A 13894-nucleotide genomic window follows, 5' to 3' on the forward strand; every position below is an offset into this window, starting at 1 on the left:
GGTGGCGCGCGCCGCGCTTCAGCCGCCGAAGGTGTAGGTCGTCGGGTAGCTGTTCGACGCCATCTCGCGCTCGTGGTCGTCGCGGAAATCGCCGTGATGGGGGCTGATCAGGTAGAGGTTGCGGTCGGCGCACAGCCGCGCCAGGTCGTCGGCCGATGCGACCTGCAGCGAGAGCCCGCCCAGCGTCAGCACCAGGGGGAAGGGCTCCGCCTGGTGGCGCTCGTAGATATCGCGGCCCTGGCCGAGGTAGTCGAGCCGGTGGTCGAGCACGCGGTACCCGGTCTGATAGAACATCTTGCGCGCATCGAAGTCCGTGAAGAAGCGCAGGTGCGTGAAGTCGAGCAGACCCCAGTGGGTGTAGCGCCAGTGTCCGCGCATGGCGTCGTACAGCATCGGCAGGTTGGACGCATTCGGCAGGCTCACCAGAATCTGCGCATCCGGCGCGACGATGCGCTTCAGGCCGCTGAGCAGCTGCCACGGATTGACGAGGTGCTCCAGCACGTCGAACAGGCACACGAGGTCGAAGGGGCGGGTGAGCCCCAGCGCAGCGAAGTCGACCGTTTCCACGTCCTGCTCGACCACCTTGTCGAAGTGTTCGCGCGCCACCTGTGCCGCCGAGGCGTTGAACTCGCAGCCCCAGAGTTCGACGCCGGGGTGGCGCCGGCGCAGTTCGTGGCCGACGCCGCCGGAGCCGCAACCGATGTCGAGCGCGACCGTGGGCGGGCGCTGGACCATGTCCAGGCACTCAGGCCTGGGGTTGAACGGGTAGACGTACTCTTTCTTGTCGCGGTCTTGCCAGAGAAAGTCAGTCACGGACAGCGTCCCCGTCGGGTGGGTCAGAGTTCGCGGCGCAGCGCGGGGAACAGGATCACGTCGCGGATGCTCGGCGAATCGGTCAGCAGCATCATGAGGCGGTCGATGCCGATGCCGCAGCCGCCGGTGGGCGGCATGCCGTACTCGAGCGCGCGCACGAAGTCGTGGTCGTAGAACATGGCTTCGTCGTCGCCGCTGTCCTTGGCAGCCACCTGCGCGTTGAAGCGCGCGGCCTGGTCTTCGGCGTCGTTCAGCTCGCTGAAGCCGTTGCCGAATTCGCGGCCCGTGATGTACAGCTCGAAGCGCTCGGTGACCTCGGGGCGGTCGTCGTTGGCGCGCGCCAGCGGCGAGATCTCGGTCGGGTGTTCCATGATGAAGGTCGGCTGCCAGAGCTTCTCTTCCACGGTTTCCTCGAAGTACATCACCTGCAGGCTCGCGAGGCTGCGCTGCGAGAGCTTGTCTTTCTCTTCGCTCAGGCCGAGCTTGCGCAGGGCATTGATGAGCCAGGTGGTGTCGTCGACCCCGTCACCTGCCTCGGTGTGCTTGAGGATTGCTTCGCGGATCGTCAGGCGTTCGAAGGGCTGCGTCAGGTCGACCGGCTTGCCGCCGTAGGTGAGCTGCTGCGTGCCCACGGCCTTGTCGGCGATGGTGCGGATCAGCGTCTCGGTGAAGTCCATCAGGTCGCGGTAGTTCCAGTAGGCCGCGTAGAACTCCATCATCGTGAACTCGGGGTTGTGCCGCACCGAGATGCCCTCGTTGCGGTAGCTCCGGTTGATCTCGAACACGCGCTCGAAGCCGCCGACGATCAGGCGCTTGAGGTACAGCTCGGGCGCGATGCGCAGGAACATCTCCTGGTCGAGCGCGTTGTGGTGCGTCTTGAAGGGCTTGGCGTTGGCGCCGCCCGGAATGGGGTGGAGCATGGGCGTCTCGACTTCGAGGAAGTCGTGCGACACCATGAACTCGCGCAGCGCGCTCACGGCCTTGCTGCGCGCGGTGAAGCGCACGCGGGCCGACTCGTCGGTGATCAGGTCGACGTAGCGCTGGCGGTACTTCTGCTCCTGGTCAGCCATGCCGTGGAACTTGTCGGGCAGCGGGCGCAGGCTCTTGGTGAGCAGGCGCAGCTTGGTCACCTTGACCGACAGCTCGCCGGTCTTGGTCTTCATGAGCGTGCCTTCGGCGCCGAGGATGTCGCCGAGGTCCCAGCGCTTGAAGTCGGCGTACGCCTCTTCGCCGATGGCGTCGCGCGTCACGTACAGCTGGATGCGGCCGGTGGCGTCCTGCACGGTCGCGAAGCTGGCCTTGCCCATCACGCGCTTGAGCATCATGCGGCCGGCCACGCTGACGGCCACGGCCTGCGCTTCGAGCGCCTCGGGCTCGGTGCTGCCATGCTGTTCGGCCAGGGCCGCGGCGCGGTGGCCGGGCTTGAAGTCGTTCGGGAACGCGACCCCCTTGCCTTCGGTCTGCGCCGTGCGCAGCAGCTTGAGCTTTTCGCGGCGTTCGACGATGAGCTGGTTGTCGTCGGCCGTGGACGTGGGAGAAGAGGAGGGCAGTTGTTCGTCGGACATGGGAGGCGTGTGGGGGCGCAGCAAGAAGAGGAAGGGTGTGCGCGGGCCGTGCATTTTAGCCCATCGGCCTTGAGCGGAATCGGCCTGAAGCGCCCGTCAGTTCTGTGAGGATTGCTATCAAAAGTGGAGCTGAATCCTCAGCGTTTTCAGCCGTTCGGCGGTGTCGCGGGGTCTGGCGCGCCTGCGTGGCGGCGCGCGATCTGTTGTGCGTCGTGCTGCATCACCAGCGTGCGCAGGCGATCCGGGTAGCCCATGTAGTGCAGCATGAAGCTGTCGCCGTCGTACAGCGCGGGGTGCGAATTGAAGGACACGCCGTCGGAACGCGGCATGACCGCGTCGCCGCCGGCCTCGGCCCAGGCGGCAACGAAGAAGGCCTGGTCGCCGCCCGAAGCGTAGACGCCGCGCTTGTCCTGCACGTCGTCGATGAGCGCCTGCACGCGTTCGAGGTACGTGATGCAGGCCGGCGTGTTCGAGAACACCATGAAGCCGCTGTTGAATTCGTAGCCCGACACGTCGCGCGCCAGCGCCACCGGCCGGCCGCGCAGGATGGATGCGAGCGGCCGTGTGCGGTCGTGGATGAGGATGTCGGCATCGACCCACGCGACCTGCGCGTGTTCGGCCAGGTGCTTGAGCAGCAGCCGGGGCTTGATCCAGTTGCCGGCCACCTGGCCCCGCAGATCGGCAGGCAGGTCGCGGTAGACGTGGTGGGTGTAGCCGTGGTGGTCGGCGTACGCGGCGATGTTGCGTTCCGACAGGGCGGCGTAGCCGGCGATGTTGGGCGTGTAGCTGGTGAGCAAGGCGACGGGCTGGCCGGGGTTGCGCACCGCGTAGCCGGGCTCGCCCGTGGGCGCGGGCGGCAGGTCGTCGTAGAGCTGGCCGTCGCGCGCCAGCACCGCGTTCAGGTGCGCGACCAAGATGCTGCGCACGCGCATGTCCTGGACATCGATGTGGACTGTGGGGTTGAACGAGAGCACGAAGGCCGAGACCTCCGGCAGGTAGTGGCCGAAGCGGGCGAACAGCAGGTTGGGGTAGTGCCGGCCGTCGATGAGTTGGTGGTGCGGGTGGGCCGCAAAGCCTTCGAGTTCGCGGTGTGCCCAACGGTCGGTGCCTGCGTCGGGCGCGACGCGCAGACGGTCGAGCACGGAGGCGACCAAGGCCGTGGCCTCGGGGCCGGCGCGCAGCATGAAGCAGCTGCCTTCGGGGCGGTGGTGGTGTTCGTTCTCGGCGATCCAGTGCGTCGCGTCGCCGATCACGGCCGGCGCCGGCAATGGGGCGAGAAAGGCCACGTCGTCGTCCGCGAAGACCAGCAGCGTGCCGTCGGGCGCATCGGCCAGCGCGGCGCTCACCACGCTGTACTTGTAGACCAGCAACGTGCGCGCGCTGTTGTGCGGCGTGCCGATGGCGTGCAGGCGGTGCGCGTAGCCCCAGCGGGCGCAGTAGGCGCGGTGGTTGTCCGCGAAGGCGTCCGAACCCGCGCGCAGCAGGATCGAGTGGAAACGGACCGGCGCCGGGCTCATCTCGCCAACCGATTTATTCAGTGATGCCGGTGCGCGTCAGCAGGTCGCTGACCAGCTCCAGGCGCATCAGCGGGCTGTCGAGTTCCATGAGGCGCTGCTTCAGCGTGAGCTGCATCGGCACCAGCTCACACCAGCGGTTGGCCACCCAGCCGCAATCGTCCAGGCGGTAGGGCGCGCCGATCGGCAGGCGCACCGTGTCGCCTTGCGCGCGGCGGCGCTCTTCGAGGGTGTCGAGCAGGCGGCGCAGCGCGGTGGCGGTGTGCTGCAGGTCGTCGGGAATCTCGAGCGCGACGTCGTCGGCGATGGCGTCGACCTCGGCAATCCACAGGCCGTGCTTCTGCAGCTCGCTGCTGCGCACGCGAAAGCGCTGCGTGCCGACGCATTCGATCTGCAGCAGGCCGCTCTGCGGGGCGTCGAAGGTGCGGATGTCGGCGAGCGTGCCGACGGCGGCAAAGCTTTCGGCCTCGGCGCCGGCCTTGCGCACTTCGGCGCCGCTCGTCAGGCTGACCACGCCGAACGGGGTGCCGGCCTTGCGGCACTTGCCGATCATGTCGAGGTAGCGGACCTCGAAGACACGCAGCGGCAGCAGGCCATCGGGGAACAGAACCGTACCGAGCGGAAAGAGAGGAATGAGCACGTTGGAAAAGACCGGGTCACACGCCGCGGTCAGCTGGGTTGAAGGATCAGGTTGAGGACGGTCGCGTGTTCGGGCCGCAGTATCCCCTGCGCCTGGAACGCATGGCGCGCGTGGTTGAGCAGGTTCAGGATCGACTGCTGGCATTCGCCGGCGCTCTGGCCCCAACGCGTGTCGACCTCGGACAGGGCGCTGTGCGCCGCGCGATGCAGGTCGACCAGGTGCGCCAGCGTCTGGGGCATGTCGCCAGGGCTGCGGTACAGCGTCAGCAGCTGTTCGCACTCGCGGCCCTGCAGGCGCGGGAAGACCTGCGGCAGCAGGCGGCGGTAGATGCGGTCCTTCGAGGCGTAGAGCCGGTCGCGCGGCAAGGTGCGGGAGGTCATGCCCGGGTGGATGCGGTAGCGCGTCAGCGGCTCGGGCAGGTTCGCGAAGCGCGCGCCATGCAGCATGCAGTCGACCCAGAAACCGAGGTCGTCGACGGCGTAGAGGTTGGGGTCGAACTGCAGCCCGTGCGCGCGGTAGAAGTCGAGCCGTCCGGTCGTGCTCTGGTTCGCGAGGTAGTCGTAGCCTTCGACCATGCGGGCCTTGATCGTCGCGTCGTCCAGCGGCAGGCCGGTGATGCCGGCCTGGTCCTGGAAGTGCTCGAGCTGGCTGCCGACGACGGTGACCGACGGGTTGTCTTGCAGGAAGGCGACCTGCTTCGCGAAGCGGTCCGGCGTGGCGCAATCGTCGTGGTCGACGCGCGCCAGGTAGGTGCCCCGGGCCATCGCCATGGCGATGTTCATGTTGGTCGGCAGGCCGACGTTGCAGGCGTTGCGGTGCCGTCGGATGCGCGGGTCGTCGAAGGCGGCCAGGCGTTCCCAGGTGCCGTCGGTGCTGGCGTCGTCCATGACCAGCAGCTCGAAGTCGGTGAAGGTCTGTGCCTGCAGCGACTGCAGCGTCTCGGCCACGAACTCGCCGCTGTTGAAGGTGGGCAGCACGACGCTGAGCAAAGGCATGGGGTTCCGTAGGGCGGTGTGGCCGGGGGCGAGGCTTGTGGTCCAGAATCGGAGCAGTCGCGCGCGTGCGCACCTCTCTGCCCATCCGACATGTTGTACCAGATACCCTCGTTTCTTCTCGACGTGATCGTCGGCCTGCTCGGTGGCGCCTGCCTGCTGCGCCTGTACATGCAATACCACCGCGTGCCCTTCGGCAATCCGCTGGGGCGCTTCGTGTTTGCCGTCACCGACTGGATCGTGCTGCCGCTGCGGCGCATCGTGCCCGCCGTGAAGCGCTGGGACCTCGCGAGCCTGATCGCGGCCTGGCTGCTGGTGATGCTCAAGTTCCTGGTGCTGTGGCTGCTGGCCGGCAGCCTGGCGCGGATCACGGCGCTGCCGCTGGTGTCGCTGGTCGGCCTGCTGCAGCTGGCGGTGTCGGGCCTCACGGCGCTGCTGGTGGTGTACGCGGTGCTGTCGTGGATTCCGGGCGCTTCGCCGATGCTGCTCGACCTGATCTCGCGCCTGGCCGAGCCGCTGGTGCGGCCGTTCCGCCGCTTCATCCCGCTGATCGGCGGGGTCGACCTGTCGCCGCTGGCCGCGATTGTGGTGCTGCAGGTGGCGGCGATCGTGCTGGGCAACCTGCTGGTCTTCGCGTTCCGGCTCGGCGCCTGAGGGCATTCACCTCGGAAAGTAAAACGCCCGCTCCGCCTTCACGGCGTGCGGGCGTACAGGCCGGAGCCCGTAGCGGTCAGAGCACCGCGTCGGCCGGCTGGCGCAGCAGCATGGCCAGCGTGCTGGCGATGGTCTTGCGCAGTTCGCGGCGGTCGCTGATGAAGTCGATCGCGCCCTTGGTCTGCAGGAACTCGGCGCGCTGGAAGCCTTCGGGCAGGGTCACGCGCACGGTCGACTCGATCACGCGCGGGCCGGCAAAGCCGATCAGCGCCTTGGGCTCGGCGATCACCACGTCGCCCACGAAGGCGAAGCCGGCGCTCACGCCGCCCATGGTCGGGTCGGTCAGCACGCTGATGTAGGGCAGGCCCTTCTTCGCCAGGCGCGTGAGCGCGGCGTTGGTCTTGGCCATCTGCATCAGCGAGAGCAGGCCTTCCTGCATGCGTGCGCCACCGGTGGCGGTGAAGCAGATGAAGGGCACCTTCTGCTCGATGGCGGTCTCGACGCCGCGCACGAAGCGCTCGCCGACCACGCTGCCCATGGAGCCGCCCATGAACTCGAACTCGAAGCAGGCCACGACCACGCTGATGCTGTGGACGGAGCCGCCCAGCACGACCAGCGCGTCGGTCTCGCCGGTGTTCTCCAGGGCTTCCTTCAGGCGCTCGGGGTACTTGCGGCTGTCCTTGAACTTCAGGGCATCGACCGGCAGCACTTCCTGGCCGACTTCGTAACGGCCTTCGGAGTCCAGGAAGGCATCCAGGCGCGCGCGGGCGCCGATGCGGTGGTGGTGGCTGCAGCTCGGGCAGACGTTCTGGTTGTGCTCGAGGTCGGTCTTGTACAGAACGGTCTCGCAGGCCGGGCATTTGATCCACAGGCCCTCGGGCACCTGGCGGCGCTCGGACGGGTCGGTTTGTGCGATCTTGGCGGGTAGCAGTTTTTCAAGCCAGCTCATAAGACTCCGGAATTAGCTCCCCTGTCCCGCATGCGCGACAGGGGCTGGGGGTGAGGGCAACCGAGATTATCGGCCAGCCGCATTCTTGGGGGTAGCTGCCGGCAGGGCGTCCAGTGCTTCGCGGATGCCGGCGAGGAATTCGCGCACCACCGGCACCACCTTGTTGCGTGGCTGGTCTTCAATGAGTTGAATGATCTTCGTGCCGATGACGACCGCATCGGCCGCCGAGCCGACGGCCTGCGCCGTGCGCGCGTCGCGGATGCCGAAGCCCACGCCGACGGGGATGCTCACGTGCTCGCGGATGCGCGGGATCATGCGCCCGACCGCCTCGGTGTCGAGGTGGCCGGCGCCGGTCACGCCCTTGAGCGACACGTAGTACACGTAGCCGCTCGCGATGCGCGCCACCTGCGCCATGCGCTCGGCGGTGCTCGTGGGGGCCAGCAGGAAGATCAGGTCGATGCCGGCGGCCTTCAGGTCGGCGGCGAAGTCCTCGCATTCCTCGGGCGGGTAGTCGACGACCAGCAGGCCATCGACGCCGGCCGCGGCCGCGTCGCGGATGAAGGCCTTCTTGCCGTGCACGAGGTCGTAGCGCTCGACTGGGTTGGCGTAGCCCATGAGCACGACCGGCGTGGTCGTGTCCTGGGTGCGGAACGCCGCCACCATGGCGAGCACCTGCTTCATGCCGACACCCAGCGCCAGCGCGGCTTCGCCGGCTTTCTGGATCACGGGGCCGTCGGCCATCGGGTCGGAGAAGGGCACGCCCAGCTCGATCACGTCGGCACCGGCCTCGACCATGCCGTGCATGAGTTCGGGCGTGATGTCGGCAAACGGGAAGCCTGCGGTGACGTAGGGAATCAGGGCCTTGCGGCCCTGCGCCTCAAGCGTCTTGAAGGTGGCGGCAATGCGGCTCATCACTTGCCTCCCTTCACGCTCAGGCCGCGCATCGAGGGGCGGTCGTAGAAATCGACGCCCGACAGGTCGGCGACGGTGCCGATGTCCTTGTCGCCGCGGCCCGAAAGGTTGACCAGGATCGACTGGTCGGGGCGCATAGTCTTGGCGAGTTTCATGGCGTAGGCCACGGCGTGGCTGGATTCGAGCGCGGGAATGATGCCCTCCGTGCGACACAGATAGTGAAAGGCTTCGAGCGCCTCCATGTCGGTGATGCCGACATACTCGGCGCGGCCGATGTCGGCCAGGTAGGCGTGCTCGGGGCCGACGCCCGGGTAGTCGAGGCCTGCGCTGATGCTGTGCGTCTCGGTGATCTGGCCGTCGTCGTTCTGCAGCAGGTAGGTGCGATTGCCGTGCAGCACGCCCGGGCTGCCGCGCAGGATCGAGGCCGAGTGCTTGCCGCTGTCGAGCCCTTCGCCGGCCGCTTCGACGCCGATCAGGCGCGTGTTGGCGAACGGAATGTAGGGGTGGAAGATGCCCATGGCATTGCTGCCGCCGCCCACGCAGGCGACCACCACGTCGGGCTGCTTGCCCTCGGCTTCGCCGGTGATGCCGTCGGCCGCGAGCATGGCGGGCATCTGGTCGATGCACTCGGTGCCGATCACGCTCTGGAAGTCGCGCACCATGGTCGGGTAGGGGTGCGGCCCCGCCACCGTGCCGATGATGTAGAAGGTGTTTTCGACGTTCGTGACCCAGTCGCGCATCGCTTCGTTGAGCGCGTCCTTCAGCGTCTTGCTGCCCGATTCGACGGGCACCACGGTCGCGCCCAGCAGGTTCATGCGGTAGACGTTGGGGCTCTGGCGCTTCACGTCCTGGCTGCCCATGTAGACCACGCATTCGAGGCCGTAGCGCGCGCAGATGGTGGCGGTGGCCACGCCGTGCTGGCCGGCACCGGTTTCGGCGATCACGCGGGGCTTGCCCATGCGGCGCGCGAGCATCGCCTGGCCGATCACGTTGTTGATCTTGTGCGCGCCGGTGTGGTTGAGGTCTTCGCGCTTCAGGTAGATCTGCGCGCCGCCCATTTCACGGCTGGTGCGTGCGGCGTGGTAGATCGGCGAGGGGCGGCCGACGAAGTGCTTCAGTTCGTAGTGGAACTCGGCCAGGAAGGCCGGGTCGTCCTTGAACTTCGCATACGCGTCGCGCAGTTCGTTGATCGCGTGGGTGAGCGTTTCGCTCGCGAAGGTCCCGCCGTAGTTGCCGAAGTGGCCGCTGGCGTCGGGTTGCTGGTAATCCTGGAAATTGCTTTGCATGGTTCTCTCGATCGTTGGGCCGCAGCCCGAATGACGATCGGGTGCGGCGGCTAACTAGAGAAGGACGTGTCGGCGGCTCTTACGGCGGCGACGAATTGCCGGATCTTTCCGGCGTCCTTCAGGCCCTTGTTCCCCGGGCCGTCGATTTCGACGCCCGAGCTCACATCAACGGACAGCGTCTTGCAGCGCGTCCGCAGGCTGTGAATGCCATCGCTCACGTTTGCAGGTGTGAGCCCACCACTCAAGACGAGGTGAGCGTCGACGGCGGGTGGAAGAAGTGACCAATCGAAAGCCTTGCCGCCTCCGCCATAACCTTCGACATGGGCGTCGAGCAGGATGGCCTGGGCGTGGGAGTAATCGGACGCGTATTTTACGAGGTCGAAGCCGGCCCCGGCCGCACCGAGCGGAATGCGGGCGGCGCGCATGTAACGAAAGGCCCCCGGACCGGTGGCTTCCTCACATTGCTCGGGCGTCTCTTCGCCGTGGAACTGCGCGATGGCGCCTTTCACACGGGCCAGCGATGCTATGACTTCAGTAGCAGTCTCGTTCACGAACAGCAGCACGGGCGTGATGAAGGGCGGCAGGCGCGAGGCCAGTTCGGCGGCGCGCTCGACGCTCACGGCGCGCGGGCTCTTCGGATAGAGCACGAAGCCGATCGCGTCGGCGCCGGCTTCCACCGCCGCGTCCACGTCGGCCTCACGTGTGAGGCCACAGATCTTGATGCGGGTGCGCGGGGCGAGGAAGGCGGGGGATGTCATGGCGGGCCATCATACGAAGCCCGGTCGCCCTGGAACGTGGCCTCGGCCGGCAGACCCCACTTGGCGTCGTACAACGGGCCGAGGAAGTACAGGCCGTCGGCGGAGAAGGTGGGCGCCGCGACCTTGCGGCTGCGCGCCTCGAGCACCTCGGTGATCCATTCAGGCCGTTCGTCGCCGCGGCCGATGCGCACGAGGCTGCCCATCAGGTTGCGGATCATGTGGTGCAGGAAGGCGTCGGCCTCGAATTCGAAGTGCCAGCGGCAGCGTTCGCCGTCGCCCAAGCGCGTGATCTCGAGGCGCCGCAGGTCCTTGACCGGCGAGAGGGCCTGGCAGGCCGAGGCGCGGAACGAGCTGAAGTCGTGACGGCCCACCAGCAGCGCCGCAGCGGTGCGCATCGCATCGCCATCGAGCGGGTACATCGACCAGCCGACCCGGCCCGCATCGAGGCTGGGCCGCACGGGCGACTGCGAGAGCACGTAGACGTAGCGACGCGCCAGGGCACTGGCGCGGCAATGGAATTCGGCGGGTACCGGGTGCGCCCACTGCACCGCGATGTCGTCGGGAAGGTAGCGGTTGGTGCCGCGCATCCAGGAGAAGGGGTCGCGCTCGATGTCGGTGTCGAAGTGCACCACCTGCATGAGCCCGTGCACGCCGGCGTCGGTGCGGCCGGCGCACAGCGTGCCGACCCTGCTGCCGGCGGGCAGCCCGGCGAACTTCGCGAGGGCTGCTTCGAGCTTGTCCTGCACCGTGCGGCCCGAGCGCTGGCTCTGCCAGCCCTCGTATGCCTGGCCGTTGTAGCGGATGCCGAGTGCCAGCCTCACGAAGCGATCAGAAGGGCAGTCGGCAACCGGCTCAGCGCAGTTCGGCGAGCAGTTGCTTGGCTTGCGACTTGAGGTCGCCAGCGCTTTCGGCTTCGACTTCCTCGACCAGCGAGCGCGCGCCTTCGACGTCGCCGATGGCCTGCAGTTCGCGGGCCAGCGAGAGCTTCACGGCGTGCGGGTTGTCGTCGCCGTCGTCGTCCAGCGCGGACGGCGAGGTGGCCACAGCCGCAGAGCGCGGAGCTTCAGCGACGGCGGAGCGGGCCGGCAGGCCGGCGAGGGCGCTCATGTCGAACTCGATGAAGCCCGAATCAGCGGGCAGCGTGTCACGCAGCATGGCTGGGCGGGTGTTGTGCTCCGCGTCGTTCAGCGACGAGGGGCGCGTGTGGGCGGTCAGCGCGCCGGGGGCCGTGTCGAAATCGTTCTCGAGGTCGACAGGTGCCACGGCATGGCCGTTGCTCAGCGGGGCCGGTGCGGCCGTCGGCGCGTAGACCGACTTCGGCAGGCTGGCACCCACCGGCGCAGGCGCCGGTGCGGGCGGCTGGGTCAGGTCGAGGTCGAAGTCCAGCGGCGCGACCGAGGGCATGAAGGCCGGCGGGGCCGACGCGACGGGCGGTGCGGCCGGGGGCGGCGGTGCCACGACGGCTGCTGCGGCTGCGACAGCCGGCTTGGCCGCGGCTGCCAGTGCGCCTGCGAACGCGGCGGTTTCGGCCTGGCTGGCGCCACGCGCGGTGCCCGTGCCCGATTCGTACAGCGGATTGCCCGGATCGAGGTCCTTGCCCATGTCGACCACGCGGTTCCATTCGGAGCCGGCGCCGTTGGTCAGCTTGTGCACTTCGGTGGCCAGGCCGTCGAAGGCGCGCACGTCGCGGCGCTTGGCGTGGATCTCGAGCAGCTTGAGGTGGATCGCGGTGCGGTCCGGGTTCAGGCGCAGCGCTTCACGCAGGATTTCCTCGGCCTGCAGATCGCGGCCGTAGGCGAGGTACACGTCGGCTTCGGCGACCGGGTCGACATCGCCCGCGTCGAGCTGGCTCGGCGAGTACGACAGCGACGACACGGTGGAGTCGCCGCGGTTCTTGGTGTCGACCGATTCGCCGCCGCTGGCGCCGAAGAACGAGTCCTTGGGAATGCGGCTCTCGAGGAACACGCTTTCGCTCATCTCTTCGCGACGGCGGCCCAGCACGCGGTACAGCAGGAAGCCGATCAGCAGCGCGATCAGCGCGGCGCCCGCGAGCATCAGCGGGTTGTCGAGCAGTTCGTCGAGGAAGCTGCGCTCCGGCGGGGGCGGTGGCGGCGAGGCCTTCACCACCGGCTTGGGCGCGACGATGGGGGCAGCGGCGGCCGCGGCGCTGGCAGCGGCCGCCACGGGGAGGGCGGCTGCGTCGGTGGCGGACGGTGCGGCTGCTGCGGCGGGTGCAGCAGCAGAGGCCGCGGCGACAGGGGGCGTTGCAGCGGGAGCGGCTGGTGCAGCGACCGGAGCTGGCGTTGCCGGTGCGGTGGCAGCGGCTGCGGGGGCAGCGACAGGAGCAGGAGCAGCCGGGGCCGCCGGCGTCGTGGCGCCGGTCAACGGCGCGGGAACGGCGATGCCGGGCGTGGTGGCCGGCGCTGCAGGCGCGGTGGCGGCAGCGGACGATCCGGTGCCGGTGCCGGCACCGGCCTTGAGCTTGTTCAGCTCGTTGATGTTCTTCGAAAGCTCGGCGACGCGGTTGCTGCTGTCCTGCGCCTGGCGGGCCTGCGCGACCTTTTCGTCGGCGGCGCGTGCGGCGGCGTTGCCTTGCGACACCGTGAGCTTGTCGGGTGCGCTGGCGGCGGCGTTGCGGTCTTCCACGCTGGCCTGCAGCTTGCCCGAGGCCTGGCGGCTCGCGGCGGCCACGTTGGTGGTCGGGGCGTTTTCGGCGAGGCGCTGGCGGTAGCTGCCGAAGTCGCGGCTTTGCGCGGTGATCGTGCGGCGTGCGTCGGCGGCTGGCACGGCACTCGCTGCGGCAGCGTTCGGCAGGTCGAGCACGGCACCGGCCTTCATCCGGTTGACGTTGCCGCCGACGAAGGCGTCGGGGTTGGCGTTCAGCAGTGCGACCAGCATCTGGTCGAGCGACACATCGGCGGGCTTGTGAGCGGAGGCGATCTTGCCGGCGGTGTCGCCACGGCGCGTTGTGACTTGCTCGCCACTGCCGCCACTGGGCGCGGCGACGGCGGCACGTGCCGGCGCAGGAGCCGGTGCGGCAGCAGGGGCCGGCGCAGCCGCAGCGGGTGCGGGCGTTGCGGCAACTGCGGGCGCAGGCTCGCGGCGCACGCGCGGGGCCGGCGCGGGGCGCTCGACCGGCGTGGCGATCTGCGGTGCGATGGGCGCGACCGGTGCGGCTGCCGCCTGGCGCGTGGCCGGCGGATCGAGCAGCACGGTGTAGTCGCGCACGATGCGGCCCGAGGCGCCATTGGCTTCGAGCAGCAGGTCGATGAAGGGGTCGTTGAGCGGGCGGTTGCCGGCCAGGCGCACCACGTATTGGCCACCGGCGCGGCGTTGCAGCGTGGCTTTCACGTCGCCCAGGGCCGCGTTGTACGGGATGCCCGCGTTCTTGAAGGCTTCGGCCGTGGCGATGTTGATCTTCAGGCCTTCCGCTTCATTGGCAGCCATTTCGGTGACATCGATCTCGGCGCGCAAGGGTTCGCCCAGTGCCGACTGCACCCGCAGCGGCCCGAGCGCGAAAGCGCTGGCGTCAGGGCTGGCGAGCCCCAGCGTCAGGGCGGCGGCAGCGCCCAGGATGGAAAGGCGCCAGCCATTTGACGGCAGGGCGGGGCGGGCGGCCGAAGGGCGGGCCGCGGGCAACAGATGTCTTGTCATGCTGATAGGGGCGGCTCAGGCCCTGAATTTGTAAGAGGACGTTAGCATCATCAACATGCACTGACAAGGCAATGCGCCTGATCTACCCAGTGCGCGCATACTTCCGATGACATCCAGTGTTGCCTTTCGGCAACATTTTTGTATTCCAAGGCCCTGA

The 13894-nt window shown here is 68.5% G+C and carries 12 protein-coding genes; 1 reads left to right on the forward strand and 11 read right to left on the reverse strand.

What is annotated here, in order from left to right:
• Window positions 1-18: 18 nt before the first annotated feature.
• The 5 genes from CLU95_RS22145 to CLU95_RS22165 form a co-directional block, all read right to left on the reverse strand.
• Window positions 19-813: a class I SAM-dependent methyltransferase gene (locus tag CLU95_RS22145; RefSeq protein WP_143606036.1), complete on the reverse strand. Its 795-nt coding sequence runs from the start codon at window positions 811-813 to the stop codon at window positions 19-21.
• Window positions 814-836: 23 nt separating this feature from the next.
• Window positions 837-2378, reverse strand: a complete 1542-nt coding sequence (gene lysS, locus CLU95_RS22150) for a lysine--tRNA ligase (protein WP_099797433.1) — start codon at window positions 2376-2378, stop codon at window positions 837-839.
• 146 nt (window positions 2379-2524) lie between these two features.
• On the reverse strand, window positions 2525-3895 hold the full coding sequence (locus tag CLU95_RS22155) for a hypothetical protein (RefSeq protein ID WP_099795579.1): 1371 nt from the start codon (window positions 3893-3895) through the stop codon (window positions 2525-2527).
• A gap of 13 nt (window positions 3896-3908) precedes the next feature.
• Window positions 3909-4532 carry an LON peptidase substrate-binding domain-containing protein gene (locus CLU95_RS22160; RefSeq protein ID WP_257214696.1) on the reverse strand — a complete coding sequence of 208 codons (624 nt, stop codon included), beginning with the start codon at window positions 4530-4532 and terminating at the stop codon, window positions 3909-3911.
• Between the two features lie 29 nt (window positions 4533-4561).
• Window positions 4562-5527, reverse strand: a complete 966-nt coding sequence (locus CLU95_RS22165; RefSeq protein WP_099795581.1) for a glycosyltransferase family 2 protein — start codon at window positions 5525-5527, stop codon at window positions 4562-4564.
• Window positions 5528-5617: 90 nt separating this feature from the next.
• On the opposite strand from CLU95_RS22165, the gene CLU95_RS22170 reads away from it, so the two are divergent.
• Window positions 5618-6178: a YggT family protein gene (locus tag CLU95_RS22170; RefSeq protein ID WP_099795582.1), complete on the forward strand. Its 561-nt coding sequence runs from the start codon at window positions 5618-5620 to the stop codon at window positions 6176-6178.
• A 76-nt stretch (window positions 6179-6254) separates the two neighbouring features.
• On the opposite strand, the gene accD is transcribed toward CLU95_RS22170, so the two are convergent.
• The 6 genes from accD to CLU95_RS22200 form a co-directional block, all read right to left on the reverse strand.
• Complete coding sequence (gene accD, locus CLU95_RS22175) at window positions 6255-7127, reverse strand: acetyl-CoA carboxylase, carboxyltransferase subunit beta (protein ID WP_099795583.1); 873 nt, start codon at window positions 7125-7127, stop codon at window positions 6255-6257.
• Window positions 7128-7193: 66 nt separating this feature from the next.
• Window positions 7194-8039: a tryptophan synthase subunit alpha gene (gene trpA, locus CLU95_RS22180; protein ID WP_099795584.1), complete on the reverse strand. Its 846-nt coding sequence runs from the start codon at window positions 8037-8039 to the stop codon at window positions 7194-7196.
• Window positions 8039-9325, reverse strand: a complete 1287-nt coding sequence (trpB, locus tag CLU95_RS22185) for a tryptophan synthase subunit beta (protein WP_099795585.1) — start codon at window positions 9323-9325, stop codon at window positions 8039-8041. Before trpB ends, trpA begins: the two co-directional genes overlap by 1 nt.
• A gap of 50 nt (window positions 9326-9375) precedes the next feature.
• Window positions 9376-10083 carry a phosphoribosylanthranilate isomerase gene (locus CLU95_RS22190; protein ID WP_099795586.1) on the reverse strand — a complete coding sequence of 236 codons (708 nt, stop codon included), beginning with the start codon at window positions 10081-10083 and terminating at the stop codon, window positions 9376-9378.
• Window positions 10080-10904, reverse strand: coding sequence for a tRNA pseudouridine(38-40) synthase TruA (gene truA, locus CLU95_RS22195; protein ID WP_099795587.1), 825 nt, complete (start codon window positions 10902-10904; stop codon window positions 10080-10082). Before truA ends, CLU95_RS22190 begins: the two co-directional genes overlap by 4 nt.
• Window positions 10905-10935: 31 nt before the next feature.
• On the reverse strand, window positions 10936-13737 hold the full coding sequence (locus tag CLU95_RS22200; RefSeq protein WP_099795588.1) for a FimV/HubP family polar landmark protein: 2802 nt from the start codon (window positions 13735-13737) through the stop codon (window positions 10936-10938).
• Window positions 13738-13894: the final 157 nt, after the last annotated feature.

The sequence above is a fragment of the Variovorax sp. 54 genome, from assembly GCF_002754375.1.
GTDB lineage: Bacteria > Pseudomonadota > Gammaproteobacteria > Burkholderiales > Burkholderiaceae_C > Variovorax.

Excerpts from the sequence above, each read along its gene's own strand:
- CLU95_RS22170 (WP_099795582.1), top strand. The coding sequence starts at position 5,618 with ATGTTGTACCAGATACCCTCGTTTCTTCTCGACGTGATCGTCGGCCTG.
- trpA (WP_099795584.1), bottom strand. The coding sequence starts at position 8,039 with ATGAGCCGCATTGCCGCCACCTTCAAGACGCTTGAGGCGCAGGGCCGC.
- CLU95_RS22190 (WP_099795586.1), bottom strand. The coding sequence starts at position 10,083 with ATGACATCCCCCGCCTTCCTCGCCCCGCGCACCCGCATCAAGATCTGT.
- accD (WP_099795583.1), bottom strand. The coding sequence starts at position 7,127 with ATGAGCTGGCTTGAAAAACTGCTACCCGCCAAGATCGCACAAACCGAC.
- CLU95_RS22165 (WP_099795581.1), bottom strand. The coding sequence starts at position 5,527 with ATGCCTTTGCTCAGCGTCGTGCTGCCCACCTTCAACAGCGGCGAGTTC.
- CLU95_RS22200 (WP_099795588.1), bottom strand. The coding sequence starts at position 13,737 with ATGACAAGACATCTGTTGCCCGCGGCCCGCCCTTCGGCCGCCCGCCCC.
- lysS (WP_099797433.1), bottom strand. The coding sequence starts at position 2,378 with ATGTCCGACGAACAACTGCCCTCCTCTTCTCCCACGTCCACGGCCGAC.
- CLU95_RS22155 (WP_099795579.1), bottom strand. The coding sequence starts at position 3,895 with ATGAGCCCGGCGCCGGTCCGTTTCCACTCGATCCTGCTGCGCGCGGGT.
- trpB (WP_099795585.1), bottom strand. The coding sequence starts at position 9,325 with ATGCAAAGCAATTTCCAGGATTACCAGCAACCCGACGCCAGCGGCCAC.